This is a genomic window from Nocardia sp. NPDC049220 (genome assembly GCF_040647855.1).
GTDB lineage: Bacteria > Actinomycetota > Actinomycetes > Mycobacteriales > Mycobacteriaceae > Nocardia.
Window position 1 is genome coordinate 924,373 of the sequence record NZ_JBEZDA010000002.1, and the last position, 16,293, is coordinate 940,665.

Below are 16,293 nucleotides of genomic sequence, written 5' to 3' on the forward strand. Positions count from 1 at the left end.
GCGCTCACTCGAGTACCGCAGTGCGTCTTGGTCCGGCAATGCACCGTGCACTATGGATAGTGTGAGTCAGCGCGTGGACCGACGGCCGAACCGTATCGCCGTGTTATCGGTGCACACCTCACCACTCGCTCAGCCGGGGACCGGCGACGCGGGCGGGATGAACGTCTATGTGCTGCAAACCGCCGTTCAGCTGGCCCGACGCGGCACCGAGGTCGAGATCTTCACGCGGGCCACCTCCTCGAACGTCCCGCCCGTCCAGGAGGCGGCGCCGGGGGTTCTGGTGCGCAACGTGGTCGCCGGTCCGTTCGAGGGGCTGGACAAACACGATCTGCCCACGCAGCTGTGCCCGTTTACCGCGGAGGTACTACGCCAGGAGGCCAGGCACCTACCGGGCTACTACGACCTGGTGCACTCGCACTACTGGCTGTCGGGCCAGGTCGGGTGGCTGGCCAGAGATCGCTGGCGGGTGCCGCTGGTACACACCGCGCACACATTGGCGGCGGTGAAGAACGCCGCGCTCGCCGAGGGCGACTGTCCGGAACCCGCGACCCGCGAGATCGGCGAGAAACAAGTGATCGCCGAGTCCGACCGGCTGGTCGCCAACACCGCCGACGAAGCTCGCCAGCTGGTCGAGCTCTACAGCGCCCCCGCCGATCGCATCGATGTGGTGCCGCCGGGCGCCGACCTGACTCGCTATCGCCCCGGTGACAAGGTCGCCGCGCGGGTGGAACTGGGTTTGTCCGTCGAGGAGCGGATCGTCGCGTTCGTCGGACGCATCCAGCCGCTGAAGGCGCCCGATGTGCTGGTGCGCGCTGCCGCTGAGGTGCTGCGCGCTGATCCGGAACGTCCGCTGCGGGTGCTGATCGTCGGGGGGCCGTCCGGCAGCGGGCTCGAGCGTCCCGACGCACTGATCGAGCTGGCCGCCGAACTGGGCATCGCCGAGCGAGTCACCTTCCTGCCACCGCAGCCGCCGGACCGGCTCGTGCTGGTCTACCGTGCCGCCGATCTGGTCGCGGTGCCGAGCTACAACGAGTCCTTCGGCTTGGTCGCGATCGAGGCGCAGGCCAGCGGCACTCCGGTACTCGCCGCCGACGTCGGAGGGCTCGGCACTGCCGTGCGGCATGAGCAATCCGGTCTGCTCGTCTCCGGACATCGCGCACCGGACTGGGCGAACGCCTTGCGCTACCTCCTCGACGACCCCGACCGGCTGCGCCGGATGGGCGTACGCGCGGTCGAACACGCCGCGAACTTCTCCTGGGCGCACACGGCCGACGGCCTGCTCGCCAGCTACTCGGCGGCACTGTCCGGGTTCCACGACGGTCGCGGCCTGCTCGGCGGCGGGGGTCTCGCACACAGCGTGTTACACCACGACGCGTCCGAAGACCGCGCTAGCCTGACCGAGGAACGGATGGCGGCGCTCCTCGGGGAGAGCAGCCAGGCCAGATCGCGGGTGCTGTGGCGGCGCAGGACGGGAGTACGTCGGTGACCGAGGTGCAGAAGACGGCGCAGCTCATCGATACGATGTTGCGCGAACGGGAAATCGAGTACACCCGCCCGAGTACTGAGACTTTCGTCGTCATCCTGCCCGGCGAGCGCAAGCTCCGGACCACGGTGCTCCTGACCGTCGGCAAGCACGGCGTACGCATCGAATCGTTCGTCTGCCGCAAGCCGGACGAGAATTTCGAAGCTGTCTACAAGTTCCTGCTGCGCCGAAATCGCAGGCTCTACGCCGTGGCCTACACCCTGGATCGGGTCGGCGATATCTACCTCGTCGGCCGCCTGGCCACACACGCAGTCACCGTCGACGAGCTCGACCGGGTGTTCGGTCAGATACTCGAGGCAGCCGACGCAGACTTCAACGTTCTGTTGGAACTCGGTTTCGCGGAATCCATTCGTAAGGAATGGAAGTGGCGTGTCTCGCGCGGCGAACCGCTGAACAACCTGCGCGCTTTCGAACATCTGGTGGACTCCGCCGACAAGCCGTGAGCGAATGTCGCGAATGAACCGAGAACACACTGCGCGGTCATGCGCGAGTATCTGCGAATGAACCGAGAAGGTTGTGCGCAGTCCGGAGCGGAACCGACGCGTTCGACACTGCCGCGGGTGGCAATCGCACGTGGCTCGGATCCCGAAGGTGGTGCGGCATGACGGTGCTCGCTCTGGATATCGGCGCGACGAAGTTCATGGCCGGTGTGGTGCATGCCGGGCATGCGGTACGGGACGTAAGGCAGGTCGAGGTACCGCGCGAGGACGTGTGGGGCGCCTGCCGTGGGCTGCTGCACGAGGTAGCGGGCTCGGCGCCGGTGACCGCGGTCGGCATCGGCTCGGCCGGGCCGGTGGACGTGCGGACCGGCGTCGCCCGACCACTGAACATCCCCGAATGGAAAGCCGGATTCCCGATCGTCGGCGCGGTGCAAAAGCTGTTTCCCTCCGCCACGCTCCGCTTTGCGATCGACGGCGCCTGCCTCGCGCTGGCCGAGCATCGCGTCGGCGCGCTGCGAGGGGTCTCCGATGCGCTGGCCATGACGGTGTCATCGGGGATCGGCGGCGGAATCATCGCCAACGGTGCGGTACTGCTGGGGCGGACCGGCAATGCCGGGCATGTCGGGCACATCGTGGTGCCGGGCTGGGACACGCCTTGTGCTTGCGGCGGATTCGGGTGTGTCGAGGCGGTCGCCAGCGGCATGTCCTCGGTGCGCTGGGCGCGCGAACAGGGTTGGTCGGGCAGCACCGGCGTGCAGCTGTCGGCGGCCGCGAACGCGGATGATGAGATAGCCGTCGCGGCCCTGCACCGGGCGGGCACCGCGCTCGGCGCCGCGATCGCGTCTGCTGCCGCGTTGCTCGACATCGACCGGGTGGTGGTCGGTGGCGGTTTCGCGCAATCCGGTGAACCACTGTGGCATCCGCTGCGTGCGGCGCTTGCCGAGCACGCCCGAATGGACTACCTGACGCAGTTGCAGGTGGTGCCATCCCAGATCACGCACGGTGCGACGTTGGTCGGCGCGGGTGTCCTCGCGACGACAGCCACGGCGGACTGAATCCGGCGGTAGGCGGGACCGGATCCGATCGGTGTGTGACGAACACAGCGATCGGTCTGCCGTGTCGACCGGGAACCCCTGGTCGGCCCGGGTGACCGCCGGTGCGGGATCGGCCGGAGCGCAGGTCGTGCCCAGGGAACCGATGCGACCGGGTTGAGCGCGCATGCGAGGATGACGGCATGACGTACACCCTCGTGCTGCTACGCCACGGCGAGAGCGAATGGAATGCCCTGAACCTGTTCACCGGCTGGGTGGATGTGCACCTTACGGACAAGGGCATGGCCGAGGGCAAGCGCGCCGGGGAGTTGCTGGCCGAGCACGACATCCTGCCGGACATCGTTTACACCTCGCTGTTGCGCCGCGCGATCAGCACCGCGAACATCGCGCTGGACGCCGCGGACAGGCACTGGATTCCGGTGGTGCGCGATTGGCGGCTCAACGAGCGCCACTACGGCGAGTTGCAGGGCAAGAACAAGGCGCAGATCCGGGACAAGTACGGCGACGAGCTGTTCATGCAGTGGCGCCGCAGCTACGACACCCCGCCGCCGGCGATCGACCCGGCCAACGAGTACAGCCAGGAGGGCGACCCGCGTTACACCGGCATCGATGTCCCGAAGACCGAGTGCCTGCTGGACGTGGTGAATCGGATGGTCCCGTACTGGAAGTCGACCATCTCCACGAACCTGCTTTCCGGCAAGACCGTCCTGGTCGCCGCGCACGGCAACTCGTTGCGCGCACTGGTCAAGCACCTCGACCAGATCTCCGACAACGAGATCGCCGGCCTGAACATCCCCACCGGCATCCCGCTGCGCTACGAACTGGACGAGGACCTGCGCCCGGTCCGTCCACGCGAGTACCTGGATCCGGAAGCGGCCGCCGCGGGTGCCGCGGCCGTGGCGAGCCAGGGCGGCAAGTAAACCCCGACCACACATCCACGCGCTGCGACCGACTCGGTCGCAGCGCGTTGTCGTTTCCGCGGTCAGCCTCGCACGGCACCGCTACCAGCGTGGTGCCCGCGATCACGCCCGAGCGGTGGCGTTGTGCGACACGCCGGGTCAGGTGATCGCCAGTCGCCTGCGGCGGCATCTACGGTTCACTTCCGTCGTTCGCCCAGCCGAGAGGTGGATCCCGTTCGATGAAGCACGCGTTGCGGGCCACGGCGGTCGCCGTCGCGGTGTTCGTCCCCTTCCTGGCCGGCGCGGCCGCGGCCGCGCCGACGTCGATCGATCCCGACGGTGGGATCGCGGGCGCGGCCTGGGCGGCTACCCACGACAGCGCTCAGCAGTATCCCAACATCCACATCAGCTGGGATGTCCCGATCACGATGAGTGACGGCACCGTCCTGAAGGGCAATGTCTATCGCCCCGCGGACAGTTCCGGTCGCCCGATCGACGACCCGACACCGACGGTCGTCAACCTGACCCCCTACACCAAACTGGTATCGAACCTGGCCGACCACGCGCAGTCGATCCCGGGCCTGTCCGACGCGCTGATCGAGCTGTTTCGCCAGATCGACATGAGCGGCACCCCGCTGTCCGGCGTCACCGACCTGACCAAGGCGTTCGGTGGCGGTGAACTGCGCAATTTCACCGTGGACCGCCAGTTGATCAGGAGCGGCTACTCCCAGGTGGTCGTCGACGTGCGTGGCACCGGTTTCTCCCAGGGGGTCTGGGACATGCTTCGGCAGCGCGAGCAACGTGACACCGTCGAGGTGATCGACTGGGCTTCGCGGCAGCCGTGGTCCAACGGCCGCATCGGCATGAACGGTATCTCCTACTCCGGGATCAATCAGGTACAGGCCGCCGAGAAGCGCCCGCCCGCACTGCACGCCATTTTCCCGGTCGTGCCGGGCAGCGACCTGGTCAATGACGTACTCGCACCCGGTGGTGGCTTCGGATTCACCTTCATCCCGCTGTGGCTGACCGCGGTCAACGGCCTCAAGCTGATTCCGGATCTGGCCTCGGTGGTCAACGGCCGGTTCGACACCACGTGGTTGGCCGACCGCGCCCGAGATCCCTTGACGTTCATGGACGTTCTCAGCAACGTCTATACCACCGCGCGTATCGAGGATCTGGACCCGCGCGCCAAGGAAATGCTGACCGCTGGTTCGCCACCGCGTCAGGGCTGGCTGGGCGATCCGGGACGAATCCGGACACCGACCTTCGTCACCGGCGGCTGGCACGATCTGTTCACCTACTCGGAATCCAAGATCTACCAGGAGATTCCGCTGCCCCCAGGACAGAAACAACTGCTGATGGGCAACACCTACCACGTCAACTCGGGCAATGAATACGGCAAGCCGGGTCTGCCGCCGCGGCTGGACGTGCTGCAGCGCGCGTGGTTCGACAGGTGGCTCAAGGACATCGACAACGGGATCGATCGGTACGGCCCGATCACGTTGCGCCAGCAAGGCGGCGGCTGGATCACCACCGACTCGTTCGCCGCGCCCGCCGACGAGGCGGGTCTGCGGGCGGCGGTGCACCGCAGGATGTACCTGTCCGCCGCTCCGAGCGGCACCGCGCACAGTCTGCACGACGGTTCGCTCACCGCGGAGGCCACCGACGACACCGAGTGGCTGACCGTCGCTCCCGGCCTGACCGGCCTGTGCTCCAATGATGCGGCACAGGGCGCCGTGGGCGTGTTGTCGGTCATCGACGGCTGCGCGAAGGACTCCCGGATCCAGGAGCTCAACGGACTGACCTTCACCAGCGCCCCGGTCGTGGAGCCGACCATCCTCTCCGGTCGGATCGCGGTGCGGCTCAACACCGTGCAGGACGCGGCCGACGGCTACTGGGTGGTCACGGTGAACGATGTCGCCCCGGACGGTCGCTCCGGTGTGCTGTCCTCCGGGCAGCTCATGGCCTCGCTACGGGCGATCGATGACGCGAACAGCAGTAAGTCCGCCAACGGTGACTACACCGACCCGCGCCCGTTCACCTCGTTGGATCGCCGCCAGCCGACGGTCCCCGGCGAGGCCACCACGCTGGACATCGCGCTGCCCGCCACCGAGGCGATCCTGCAGCCGGGCCACCGGCTGCGCGTCGACGTGTACGCGGGTAACTTTCCCAAGGGCCTACCGATTCTGCCGATGCTGATCGACACCGGTCTGCGTCCCCAGCACGTGCAACTGGACCTGGACCGGCCGAGTTTCGTGAATGTTCCGGTGCGGGGAAACCCCGGCTGGTGATCACCCGTCCGGCGTTGTGCTCGACCCGCGCATGCGAATGCGGCGCAGACCGACCGCCCGGTGTGGACGCCGAGGATAAGTGCCGCCGAACGGGGCGTAAACAGGCGGCTAACGGGGCTGGAAGGGGCTATGACCTGCGCGAAATATCGTGCACCCGGAGTCGGCTGCGCGGTCGGCGACCGTACGATTCAAGGGTGAGTGTTCCCCAGGCCGTCCTGCTGGCAGTCCTCGCGGCTGTCGTCGGCCTGGCGGTCGGCGGGCTGCTGATCCCGTATGTGAACGCCAGACAGGCCGCGCGCAGGCAGGCCGATTCCGGGCTCACGATGTCGCAGGTCCTCGATTTGATCGTGCTCGCCTCCGAAAGTGGCATCGCCGTCGTCGACGAGTACCGCGATGTCGTGTTGGTGAACCCGCGCGCCGAGGAACTGGGCCTGGTCCGCAACCGCTTGCTCGATGAGCGCGCGTGGGCCGCGGTGGAGAAGGTTCTCGCCACCGGCGATTCCACCGAGTTCGACCTCACCGCGAAGAATCCGGTGCCCGGTCGCGGTCGCATCGCCGTGCGTGGCGTGGCCAGGCAGCTGTCCCGCGAGGAAACGACCTTCACGGTGCTGTTCGCCGACGATGATTCCGAACAGGCTCGGATGGAGGCCACCCGCCGCGACTTCGTGGCGAACGTCAGTCACGAACTCAAGACCCCGGTCGGGGCGATGAGCCTGCTCGCCGAGGCAATGCTCGAATCTGCCGACGACCCGGAGGCCGTGCGCCACTTCGGCCGGCGCGTACTCGGCGAATCGCGTCGCCTCGGCAAGATGGTGACCGAGCTCATCGCGCTCTCGCGCCTGCAAGGCGCGGAGAAGCTGCCCGAGCTGGAGGTGGTCGACGTCGATACCGTGGTGATGCACGCGGTCGACCGCTCGCGTACCGCCGCCGAAGCCGCGGGTATCACCGTCAGCACCGACCGCCCCAGCGGGCTCGAGGTGCTGGGTGACGAGACCTTGCTGGTCACCGCATTGTCCAATCTGGTGGAGAATGCGATCGCCTACTCGCTGGCTGGTTCGCACGTGTCGGTCAGCCGCTCGCTGCGTGGCGAACACGTCGCGATGGCGGTCACCGACCGCGGCATCGGTATCGCCAAGGAAGACCAGGAGCGGGTGTTCGAACGGTTCTTCCGCTCGGACAAGGCGCGCTCACGCGCCACCGGCGGCACCGGGCTCGGCCTGGCCATCGTCAAGCATGTGGCCGCCAACCACAACGGTGAGATCACTTTGTGGAGCAAGCTGGGCACCGGATCGACGTTCACGCTGCGGATACCCGCTCACCACGAAGCAGACGGGGACGAAGACCACGACGGCTCCGTGGTGAGCACGAAAGAGACCAGCCCGCATCCCTTGGGTCCGGGCCGACCGAATGGTGTGGAGGCACGCAGATGACGAGTGTATTGATCGTCGAGGATGAAGAGTCGCTGGCCGATCCGCTCGCGTTCCTGCTGCGCAAGGAGGGCTTCGAGGTCACCGTGGTAGGTGACGGACCGTCCGCGCTCGCCGAGTTCGACCGGTCCGGCGCGGACATCGTGTTACTCGATCTCATGCTGCCGGGCATGAGCGGCACCGATGTGTGCAAGCAACTGCGCACCCGCAGTGGCGTGCCGGTGATCATGGTGACCGCGCGCGACAGCGAGATCGACAAAGTCGTCGGCCTGGAACTCGGCGCGGACGACTACGTCACCAAGCCGTATTCCGCGCGCGAACTCATCGCGCGCATCCGCGCCGTGCTCCGCCGCGGCGCGGGCGATGAACTGGACGGGTCCAACGAGAGCGGGGTGCTGGAGGCCGGTCCGGTCCGGATGGACGTCGACCGGCACACCGTGCTGGTGAACGGCAAACCGGTCACGCTGCCGCTCAAGGAGTTCGACCTGCTCGAATATCTGCTGCGCAACTCGGGCCGGGTGCTCACCCGTGGCCAGTTGATCGATCGCGTCTGGGGCGCCGACTATGTCGGCGACACCAAGACACTCGACGTGCACGTCAAGCGGCTGCGCTCGAAGATCGAAGCCGACCCGGCCAAGCCGGAGCACCTGGTCACCGTCCGCGGCCTCGGCTACAAACTCGAAGCATAAGCACCGCTGCCCAGCCGAGCGATATCCGTCGGCGTTACCCGTGTGCTCACGAAACGCGACAACTGATTTCGTGAGCACATGGGTAACTTCCCGGGTACGCCCAGAACGCGAGCGGCACTCAAACGCAGGACCTGAACGCAAATCTCGCACTTCCGCACTAGTACGGCCCGAAGGCCCGGAGAGGCGGGGGAGTCAGGGGAGGTAGATCCAGGCGGTGCCGAGGGGGGTCTCGTTCTTCTGCAAGGTGATCCAGCCGAGATCGTCTTCCTGCATGCAGTCGTAGAGATCGGCGGCGTTGGTCCCCCGGCAGGCGATCGTGTGGGAGGTTCCGTACGGGCTCGCGATCAGGAGTTTGCCCTCGGACTTGGCATTCATCGCCCCAGGATCGGTGGCTGCGACGAACTGCGTGGTGAAGTCGGCAAACTTGGCGGGATCGCCGTTTGGCTCCGCGTGGGCTATTCCGGTCAACGAGAGGGTGGCGCCGATCGCGATGGTCGCCACGGTGAGAACTTTCTTCGACATAACCGCACATCAAACCCCATCCGAGTGAAGCTCGCATGGCGACCGGGTGAACCGACTGTGCGAACGCACCGCATTGGCCCATCCAGCGAGCGCATGGATGGCAAACGATCAGGCGGACCGGTCGGCGGACTCGGGCATCCGCTCGGCATGCACCGTCGCCGGGTGGACAGCGATCAGGCCGAGGCCCTCGCGGCGGGCGCAGTGCCTGGCCAACTCGTCGTAGGCGGCTGCGCCGAGCAACTCGATCAGTTCTGGTCGGTAGGACCGCCAGACCGGCTTGCTGCCGACGTGCGCGTCGGGCGAGCCCGAGCAGTACCAGTCCAGGTCGAGTCCGCCGGGGCCCCACCCGCGGCGGTCGTATTCGGTGATCACGGTGCGCAGGATCTGCACGCCGTCGGGCCGGTCCACCCACTCTTGGGTCCGCCGGATCGGCAACTGCCAGCACACGTCCGGCTTCACCTCCAGCGGCTCGATACCGCGCCGTAGGGCCATCGTGTGCAGCGCGCAGCCGACGCCGCCCTCGAAACCGGGACGGTTGAGGAAGATGCACGCACCGTCGAATCGGCGGGTGCGCAGCGCCGGTTCGTCCTCCAGTTCATCGACCTCCAAATAGCCCTTCTTGGTGACGTTGCCCTCGGCGTCGGTGGCCTCGCCCATCAGCTGCCAATCCTGCGGTGTGAGCATTTTCACACCTCGCTGTAGCCGCTTGCGATCGTCCTTGTCGGAGAGGAAGGCGCCGTGCGAGCAACAACCGTCGTCCGGGCGATCGGAGAGGATGCCTTGACAGGCCGGTGTGCCGAAGACGCATGTCCACCGCGACAGCAGCCACGTCAAATCGGCGACGATCAGATGCTCGTCGTTTGCCGGATCGATGAACTCGATCCATTCGCGGGGAAAATCCAGATCGACTTCGGGAGCGGGGTCGATCTTCGCCGCTGGTCGGGGCCCGGTGGGGCCGCTCGCGGATGCGCCTACCGTCACACCTGAGGACGCTAACAGCTCAGTCGCCTCGTCTAAAGCGCCGCAACACCCAGTAACGTGTTCATGTGCGCCTTGGGGTACTCGATGTCGGAAGCAATACCGTTCACCTGCTCGTCGTGGACGCGCATCGGGGCGCTCACCCCATGCCGATGAGTTCGACGAAAGCCACGTTGCGTCTGGCGGAGAACATCGATCGTGCGGGCCGCATCACCGACGCGGGTGCGCAACGGCTGATCGCCACCGTCGCCGAATTCGCCAGCATCGCCGAGACTTCCAAGTGCGTCGAACTGATGCCCTTCGCCACCTCGGCGCTGCGGGAGGCGACCAATTCCGACGAGGTGCTCGCGGGGGTGCGCGCGTCGACCGGGGTCGACCTGCAGGTGTTGTCCGGAGTCGACGAGGCGAGGCTGACGTTTCTTGCGGTACGCCGCTGGTACGGCTGGAGTGCGGGCCGAATTCTCAATCTGGACATCGGCGGCGGATCGTTGGAGATCACCAATGGCGCCGACGAGGAACCCGATGTGGCGCTGTCGCTACAACTCGGCGCCGGGCGGTTGACCAGGGAGTGGCTGCGCGAGGATCCTCCTGGCAAACGTCGCGTCGCCGTGTTGCGGGATTGGCTCGACGCGGAACTGATGGTGCCCTCGAAGCAGCTGCTCGAGACGGGCCGACCGGACCTGGCCGTCGGCACGTCGAAGACGTTCCGCTCGCTCGCGCGACTGACCGGGGCGGCACCGTCGGCGGCGGGCCCGCGCGTGCGCCGTACACTCACCAGCTCAGGTCTGCGTCAACTGATTGCGTTCATCTCGCGGATGACGGCGTCGGACCGGGCAGAATTGGAAGGCGTGAGTTCCGATCGGTCACAGCAACTGGTGGCTGGTGCATTGATCGCGGAGGCGAGTATGCGGGCACTATCGCTGGATACCCTGGAGATTTGTCCGTGGGCGCTGCGTGAAGGGCTCATACTGCGCAAACTGGATACCGATATGAATGGTGGACCACGAGCAACGTACCTACCGGGCCCGGCAGCCGAGGATGGCAAGCCGTCGCCCGGTCGTGGCGCGCCACCGCTATCGGGCCCGATCGGGACGGTGTCGTAATGAGTGAGGATTCCAAACAGCTGTCGGTCGCTGAGCTGCTGGCACGCAACGGCCAGGGTTCGGCCTCGTCCGGCGGCGGCAGGCGCCGCCGGGGTGGTCGGGGCATCTCGGTCGCCGAACTCACCGGGGACCTGCCGGTCATCCGGGAAGGTGGCGGCCACTCCGCGCACGCGGCGCCGGACTCCAACGCCGTCGAGGAGCCCGCGTACGAGTCGCCCTCCTTCGACCTGTCCGCGCCGGATCCGGTGTCGTACCGACAGCCGGAACCCGAGCCCGACCTGCCGTCTTATTCGCCCATGTCCGGGCCGATTTCGAGGTACGACCCGCTGGCGGCCTACGGTCAACAGGACCCGCTACAGTCCGATCCGGCACCTGGGCGATCGAGTCGGGTCATGCCCGGCCGGGAGATGCCGTCCGCGCGGCATACCGTGTCCGGCGACCCGCTCTCGCCGGACACTCCGGTGTCCGACCTCTATCCGGCCGAGTCGAACCCGTACCTGGCGGATCCGCTCTCCAGCAGTCCGCAACCCGAGGCGCCGCGCCCTTCTGGACGCCGACGCAGACGCGCCGAACCGGAGGCAGACGCCACCGAGGTGCATCCGCCGCTGCGCGAGGCGCCGCGCGAATGGGGTAGCCGCGGTTGGGGCGGCCGCGGCGCGGCTAGCAGCGCTGTGCCGGACTTCGAGTCCGCCGACCTGCACCCTGAGCCGGGTCGAAACGCTCCCGAAGAGTTCGGCGAACCGAGTTTCGGCCGGTCGGGCCTGCCCGAGCGCAATGGCGCCAGTGGCGGCCGGGCGGCTCGGCGGCGCGCCAAGGAGGCCGAGGAGGCGGCGCCCGCCGCGTGGTCGCCGACCACCGGTGGTTTCGCTCCCGAGTCGGAGCCGATGCCGCTGCCCGACGCGAGACCGCAGCCGTCCGACCGATTTCGACCATCGCGCCGCAACGGAGTGCGCGAAAACAGTTTGCCCGCCTGGTCGGCCCGCAGACACAAGGATGCGTCGCCACAGGACATGTCCCCCGAGTCCGGCGGCATCCCGACCACCGCGTGGTCACTGGCCAGTCAGGACCAGCAACTCGTTTCCGGTCAGACGGTCGCAGGGGACCTGCTGCGCGACGGCGTCGAGCGGGCCGAGCGCAGCAAAAGAGGCCGGGGCAGGCGCGAGACGAATCGCTCTCCGGTCGAGGTCTACGAGGGCGCGACCGACGTGTACGAGCCGGTGGTGGATTTCGACATCGAGGACGACGAGCCCGAGCCCGACGAACAGCCCCGCGCCGCCTCGCGCGTCGCCGGGCGCCGGTCGAGGGTGTCCGCGAAGGCGGAGTACGACGCCAACCGGCGTCAGTGGATGATCCTGGGCGGCCAGAGCACCGGCGCAGCGGTGGCGGGCATGTTGCTGTTCAAGGGTTTCGAGCGCATGTGGGAGATGCTTCCCTGGGTGGCGCTCGCCTTGGCGATGATCGTGATCCTCGGTCTGGTGGCCCTGGTGCGCATCCTGCGCAAGACCGACGACATTCTCAGCACGGTGATCGCTGTCGTTGTCGGCATCTTCGTCACCTTGGGGCCACTGGCCTTTCTGCTCAGCACGAACTGACCGGGAGCGGCTGTGGGGAACATCGGGCAGGTGGACGAGGGCGGGGTGTGGCACGCACCCGAAACGCGGGCGGAAACCGTCTTGCCGGGAAAGGCCGACGATGTCCAGATCAAGGTCGGGTTGTCGACCGCCTCGGTGTACCCGCAGAACGCCGAGGCGGCCTTCCGCTACGCGGCCGAACTCGGCTATGACGGCATCGAATTGATGGTCTGGGCCGAGCCTGCCAGCCAGAGCATTGCCACCATGCAGGCCTATTCCCGCACGTACGGGGTGCCGGTGCTGGCCGTGCATGCTCCGTGCCTGCTGATTTCGCAGCGGGTGTGGGGATCGGACCCGGTGGCCAAGCTCGACCGCTGCGTCCGCACCGCTGAGGCGCTCGGCGCGAGCACCGTGGTGGTGCACCCTCCGTTCCGCTGGCAGCGTCGCTACGCATCCGGTTTCGCCGCGCAGGTGGCGGAGTTGGAAGCGGCCAGTTCGGTGATCGTCGCCGTGGAGAACATGTTTCCGATGCGCGCGGACACGCTGTTCGGCAGACGCGAGGGCGCGGTGAAGCGTCTGGAACGGCGTGGCGGCCCCGGGCCCGCGCTTACCGCGTTCAGCCCGTCCTACGACCCGACGGATACGGGCTTCCAGCACTACACGCTCGATCTGTCGCACACGGCGACCGCGGGCATGGACCCGCTCGCCCTGGCCGCGCGGATGGGCAAGGGCCTCGCCCACCTGCACCTCGCCGACGGCCGCGGCGCCGCCCACGATGAGCATCTGGTTCCCGGTGCGGGCACTCAGCCCTGTGTGGAAGTGTGCGCGAGCCTGGTCCGCGCCGGTTTTTCCGGCCAGGCGGTCGCCGAGATCAACACCCAGAATGCGCGCACCACCCAGGATCGGGCGGCGATGCTGCACCGCACCCTGGCGTTCGCCCGCGAACACTTGAATGGGCACGCGCCCGCCTCGGCGCCGACGCCGACCGGCGCGAACCGGGCGTAACTCCGTGTGATGTGGCCGGTACCGGGCTCTGCGCGATTGCTCACAACGGGTGATTGGTCGCCGAACCGCGTTGTACGCTGTACGAACGCTGTGCGGCGGTCACCATCGGACGCCGAGGCGCCCGATGGTCAAGGAGTGAGTATGACGGCGGAGCTGATAACCGATCGCGATCCGGTGTCCACGATCGACGCACCGTTCAGTCGCGTCTGCGCGCTGACCGAATTGCCCGCGACCACCCCGGACGTCGGTCGCTACCTGGGCGTCATCGACAAGGTCTGGACCGTCGGCCCCAAAGTGCACGGCGGAACGATGGTTGCCGCCAGCGCCGCTGCGGCGACCGCGCGGCTGCGTTCTTCCGATGCCGCCCTGGTCGGCATGGCTCCGATTGCCGCGAGTTCCGACTTCCTCGGTGCGCCGAACCCGGGCGAGGTCGAGTACGCGGTGCGCATCCGAAAGATCGGCCGCCAGATCTGCCTGGCCGACGCCGACCTCATCCAGGAGGGCCGAACCCTGGTTCGCACGGCGCTCACCTTCGGCCGCCTGACCGATGCCGACCCGATCTACGCGCCGCGGCACTGCGACATGCCCGTGCGGCCTCCCGCCGACGCCGTCGGATATGAGCCGGACTCGGTGATGGGCCGCGTGGTCCACGTGGGGCAGGGCGCCGAACTCTACCTCGACCGAGAATGGGCCCGTTTTCTCGACGGCGAACAAGGCGAACCACGTCTGCGACTGTGGATGCGCCCTCGTCCCGCCGACGAGCAGGACCCCGACATCGCTATGTTCTTCGCGATGATGAGCGCCGATATGAGCCCGCCGGTGGCGATGAACCTCGGCCACTTCGGGTGGGCCCCTACCGTGCAGATGACCACCTATCTTCGGCGCAGGCCGGCACCGGGCTGGTTGCGCATCATCGCGACCGCGCACGAGGTCGGTGGGCGGATGTTCGACGAAGACCAGCTGGTTCTCGATTCGGCCGGCATGGTTGTCGCGCAGAGCCGTCAGCTGGCGCTCGTTCCCCAGCGCTGACCGAAAGCATTCGCCGTCTAGCCTTATGGCCCATGACGAGAATCGCAGTGATCGGTGGCGGACGCATCGGGGAGGCGTTGATCGCCGGGTTGCTGGAATCCGGACGGTTGAGCAAGGACTTGGTCGTCGTGGAGACCCATCAAGAACGGGCCCATCAGATCGCCGACCGATTCGGCGTGCGGGTCACCGACGATCTCACCGATGCCGCTGTGGGGGCGGACCTTCTGGTCATCGCTGTGAAGCCGGCTGACGTCGACGCCGTGCTCGCGCCGCTGGGCAAGGCCGAACTCGGCAACGACCGCGACCAGGTGCTGGTCTCGCTGGCGGCGGGGGTGCCGACGGCACGGCTGGAGGGCAAGTTGCCCGCCGGTTTTCCGGTCGTCCGGGTGATGCCGAATACGCCGATGCTGGTGGGGCAGGGCATGAGTGTGATCGCGCCGGGACGTTACGCCCGACCGCAACACCTGGATATGGTGAGCGAGTTGCTCGCCGCGGTCGGCAAGGTCGTGACCGTCGTGGAGACGCAGATGGACGCGGTCACCGCGGTGTCCGGTTCGGGGCCCGCGTATTTTTTCCTGGTTGTCGAGGCCATGGTGGACGCCGGTGTGGGACTTGGGCTCACCAGGGATGTGGCCACCCGGCTCGTGGTACAGACCATGGTCGGCTCTGCCGCGCTGCTGGACGAGTCCGGCCAGACGGCCGCGGAACTGCGCGCCGCGGTCACCTCACCCGCGGGCACCACCGCAGCGGCGATGCGCGAGCTGGAGCGCGGCGGATTGCGCTCGTCGTTCCTGGAGGCGCTCTTCGCGGCCAAGCAACGGTCGGTTGAACAGGGCACTTCAGCAGAGTGACTGGTCGGTTTTGGATTGGGAAAGATGATTTCTCACTCCCGTCGCAGTAACACCACTGGTCCCGCTAAGCTTCTAGGAGCACGTGCGTGTCTGTACCGCCGGTGGGGAAGCTGGCGGCGCGGACGTGCCGGAGGTCAATGGTGCAATGATGTCTTCGAACAAGATGTCTGTGAATAGTTCAGGAGCGTCCGGCGGCTCCGGCCCCTCGAGTGGCCGGGGGAGTTCCCGATCGCAGAGCGGGTCGGGATCCCAGGGCCAATCCGGGCTCGGCGGCGGCACCCAGTTCCTCACCGTCGCCGAAGTGGCGAGTCTGATGCGGGTATCCAAGATGACGGTCTACCGGCTCGTGCATTCCGGTGAGTTGCCTGCCGTTCGGGTTGGTCGATCGTTCCGAGTGCATGCCAAAGCGGTACACGACTATCTGGAGACGTCCTACTTCGATGCCGGATGAGGCGGATTCGGTACCGGCCGGACGTGCCGGTACGATAGCTCCTCGGTTCGTGTTCGCCCGCCGGTGGCACCGTTGTCGGGTGCCCCGTGGTACCCGGCGGCGCGGACACAGGGCGTGAGGCTTGCCGAGCGACCTCGGTCGGTGGACCGGGGCGCCTAGGCGGACGGGCGTCCGGCAATCGCGCACGGTGAGAGCGTGCGCGCCGAGTAGAGAGAACGCGAGGAACAACCCTATGGGTTCTGTGATCAAGAAGCGCCGCAAGCGCATGTCGAAGAAGAAGCACCGCAAGCTGCTTCGCCGCACGCGTGTCCAGCGGCGCAAACTCGGCAAGTAAGACATCGCTACCCGATAGCTGCGAAGGCCCGTCACCAATAGGTGGCGGGCCTTTTTGTGTGAAATTCGAAATTTTGAAACCGCCGCATGTATCGCGTGACTGAAGTCA

General features: G+C 67.3%; 16 protein-coding genes. 14 read left to right on the forward strand and 2 right to left on the reverse strand.

Annotation, left to right across the window (positions count from 1 at the left end):
• The first annotated feature begins 52 nt into the window (after positions 1-52).
• The 7 genes from mshA (at position 53) to AB0C34_RS11365 (ending at position 8,341) form a co-directional block, all read left to right on the forward strand.
• Positions 53-1,486, forward strand: coding sequence for a D-inositol-3-phosphate glycosyltransferase (gene mshA / locus AB0C34_RS11335; protein ID WP_357069957.1), 1,434 nt, complete (start codon positions 53-55; stop codon positions 1,484-1,486).
• A gap of 5 nt (positions 1,487-1,491) precedes the next feature.
• Entirely contained in the window at positions 1,492-1,986 is a 495-nt protein-coding gene (locus AB0C34_RS11340; protein WP_357070155.1) for a YbjN domain-containing protein, read from the forward strand.
• A 158-nt stretch (positions 1,987-2,144) separates the two neighbouring features.
• Positions 2,145-3,038, forward strand: coding sequence for an ROK family protein (locus AB0C34_RS11345; protein WP_357069958.1), 894 nt, complete (start codon positions 2,145-2,147; stop codon positions 3,036-3,038).
• 179 nt (positions 3,039-3,217) lie between these two features.
• A complete protein-coding gene (locus tag AB0C34_RS11350) occupies positions 3,218-3,955 on the forward strand; it encodes a phosphoglyceromutase (RefSeq protein WP_357069960.1) in 738 nt (245 codons plus the stop codon).
• A 218-nt stretch (positions 3,956-4,173) separates the two neighbouring features.
• Positions 4,174-6,225: a CocE/NonD family hydrolase gene (locus AB0C34_RS11355; protein ID WP_357069962.1), complete on the forward strand. Its 2,052-nt coding sequence runs from the start codon at positions 4,174-4,176 to the stop codon at positions 6,223-6,225.
• Between the two features lie 194 nt (positions 6,226-6,419).
• Positions 6,420-7,655 (forward strand): ATP-binding protein, encoded by a 1,236-nt coding sequence (locus tag AB0C34_RS11360; protein ID WP_357069964.1) that lies wholly within the window; start codon positions 6,420-6,422, stop codon positions 7,653-7,655.
• Positions 7,652-8,341 (forward strand): response regulator transcription factor, encoded by a 690-nt coding sequence (locus AB0C34_RS11365; RefSeq protein ID WP_357069966.1) that lies wholly within the window; start codon positions 7,652-7,654, stop codon positions 8,339-8,341. Before AB0C34_RS11360 ends, AB0C34_RS11365 begins: the two co-directional genes overlap by 4 nt.
• Before the next feature lie 192 nt (positions 8,342-8,533).
• Here AB0C34_RS11365 and AB0C34_RS11370 read toward each other — a convergent pair whose 3' ends face one another.
• Both AB0C34_RS11370 and AB0C34_RS11375 read right to left on the reverse strand, forming a co-directional pair.
• Complete coding sequence (locus AB0C34_RS11370) at positions 8,534-8,863, reverse strand: hypothetical protein (RefSeq protein ID WP_357069968.1); 330 nt, start codon at positions 8,861-8,863, stop codon at positions 8,534-8,536.
• A gap of 108 nt (positions 8,864-8,971) precedes the next feature.
• Positions 8,972-9,844, reverse strand: coding sequence for a hypothetical protein (locus AB0C34_RS11375; protein WP_357069970.1), 873 nt, complete (start codon positions 9,842-9,844; stop codon positions 8,972-8,974).
• Between the two features lie 65 nt (positions 9,845-9,909).
• On the opposite strand from AB0C34_RS11375, the gene AB0C34_RS11380 reads away from it, so the two are divergent.
• From AB0C34_RS11380 to AB0C34_RS11410, 7 genes are all read left to right on the forward strand, one after another.
• The gene (locus tag AB0C34_RS11380; RefSeq protein WP_357069971.1) at positions 9,910-10,944 is read left to right on the forward strand and encodes a Ppx/GppA phosphatase family protein; all 1,035 of its coding nucleotides are present in this window, start codon (positions 9,910-9,912) and stop codon (positions 10,942-10,944) included.
• The gene (locus tag AB0C34_RS11385; protein ID WP_357069973.1) at positions 10,944-12,536 is read left to right on the forward strand and encodes a hypothetical protein; all 1,593 of its coding nucleotides are present in this window, start codon (positions 10,944-10,946) and stop codon (positions 12,534-12,536) included. The genes AB0C34_RS11380 and AB0C34_RS11385 overlap by 1 nt, the downstream gene beginning before the upstream one ends.
• Before the next feature lie 81 nt (positions 12,537-12,617).
• On the forward strand, positions 12,618-13,520 hold the full coding sequence (locus AB0C34_RS11390; protein ID WP_357070157.1) for a sugar phosphate isomerase/epimerase: 903 nt from the start codon (positions 12,618-12,620) through the stop codon (positions 13,518-13,520).
• A 141-nt stretch (positions 13,521-13,661) separates the two neighbouring features.
• Positions 13,662-14,549 (forward strand): thioesterase family protein, encoded by an 888-nt coding sequence (locus tag AB0C34_RS11395; protein ID WP_357069975.1) that lies wholly within the window; start codon positions 13,662-13,664, stop codon positions 14,547-14,549.
• Positions 14,550-14,581: 32 nt separating this feature from the next.
• On the forward strand, positions 14,582-15,400 hold the full coding sequence (gene proC / locus AB0C34_RS11400; protein WP_357069977.1) for a pyrroline-5-carboxylate reductase: 819 nt from the start codon (positions 14,582-14,584) through the stop codon (positions 15,398-15,400).
• A 169-nt stretch (positions 15,401-15,569) separates the two neighbouring features.
• Entirely contained in the window at positions 15,570-15,851 is a 282-nt protein-coding gene (locus AB0C34_RS11405) for a helix-turn-helix domain-containing protein (RefSeq protein ID WP_357069979.1), read from the forward strand.
• A gap of 232 nt (positions 15,852-16,083) precedes the next feature.
• Positions 16,084-16,185: an AURKAIP1/COX24 domain-containing protein gene (locus AB0C34_RS11410; RefSeq protein WP_003402602.1), complete on the forward strand. Its 102-nt coding sequence runs from the start codon at positions 16,084-16,086 to the stop codon at positions 16,183-16,185.
• Positions 16,186-16,293: the final 108 nt, after the last annotated feature.

Coding starts and splice junctions, on each gene's coding strand:
- proC (WP_357069977.1), top strand. CDS start 14,582: ATGACGAGAATCGCAGTGATCGGTGGCGGACGCATCGGGGAGGCGTTG.
- AB0C34_RS11350 (WP_357069960.1), top strand. CDS start 3,218: ATGACGTACACCCTCGTGCTGCTACGCCACGGCGAGAGCGAATGGAAT.
- AB0C34_RS11370 (WP_357069968.1), bottom strand. CDS start 8,863: ATGTCGAAGAAAGTTCTCACCGTGGCGACCATCGCGATCGGCGCCACC.
- AB0C34_RS11355 (WP_357069962.1), top strand. CDS start 4,174: ATGAAGCACGCGTTGCGGGCCACGGCGGTCGCCGTCGCGGTGTTCGTC.
- AB0C34_RS11395 (WP_357069975.1), top strand. CDS start 13,662: ATGACGGCGGAGCTGATAACCGATCGCGATCCGGTGTCCACGATCGAC.
- AB0C34_RS11345 (WP_357069958.1), top strand. CDS start 2,145: ATGACGGTGCTCGCTCTGGATATCGGCGCGACGAAGTTCATGGCCGGT.
- AB0C34_RS11385 (WP_357069973.1), top strand. CDS start 10,944: ATGAGTGAGGATTCCAAACAGCTGTCGGTCGCTGAGCTGCTGGCACGC.
- mshA (WP_357069957.1), top strand. CDS start 53: ATGGATAGTGTGAGTCAGCGCGTGGACCGACGGCCGAACCGTATCGCC.
- AB0C34_RS11410 (WP_003402602.1), top strand. CDS start 16,084: ATGGGTTCTGTGATCAAGAAGCGCCGCAAGCGCATGTCGAAGAAGAAG.
- AB0C34_RS11365 (WP_357069966.1), top strand. CDS start 7,652: ATGACGAGTGTATTGATCGTCGAGGATGAAGAGTCGCTGGCCGATCCG.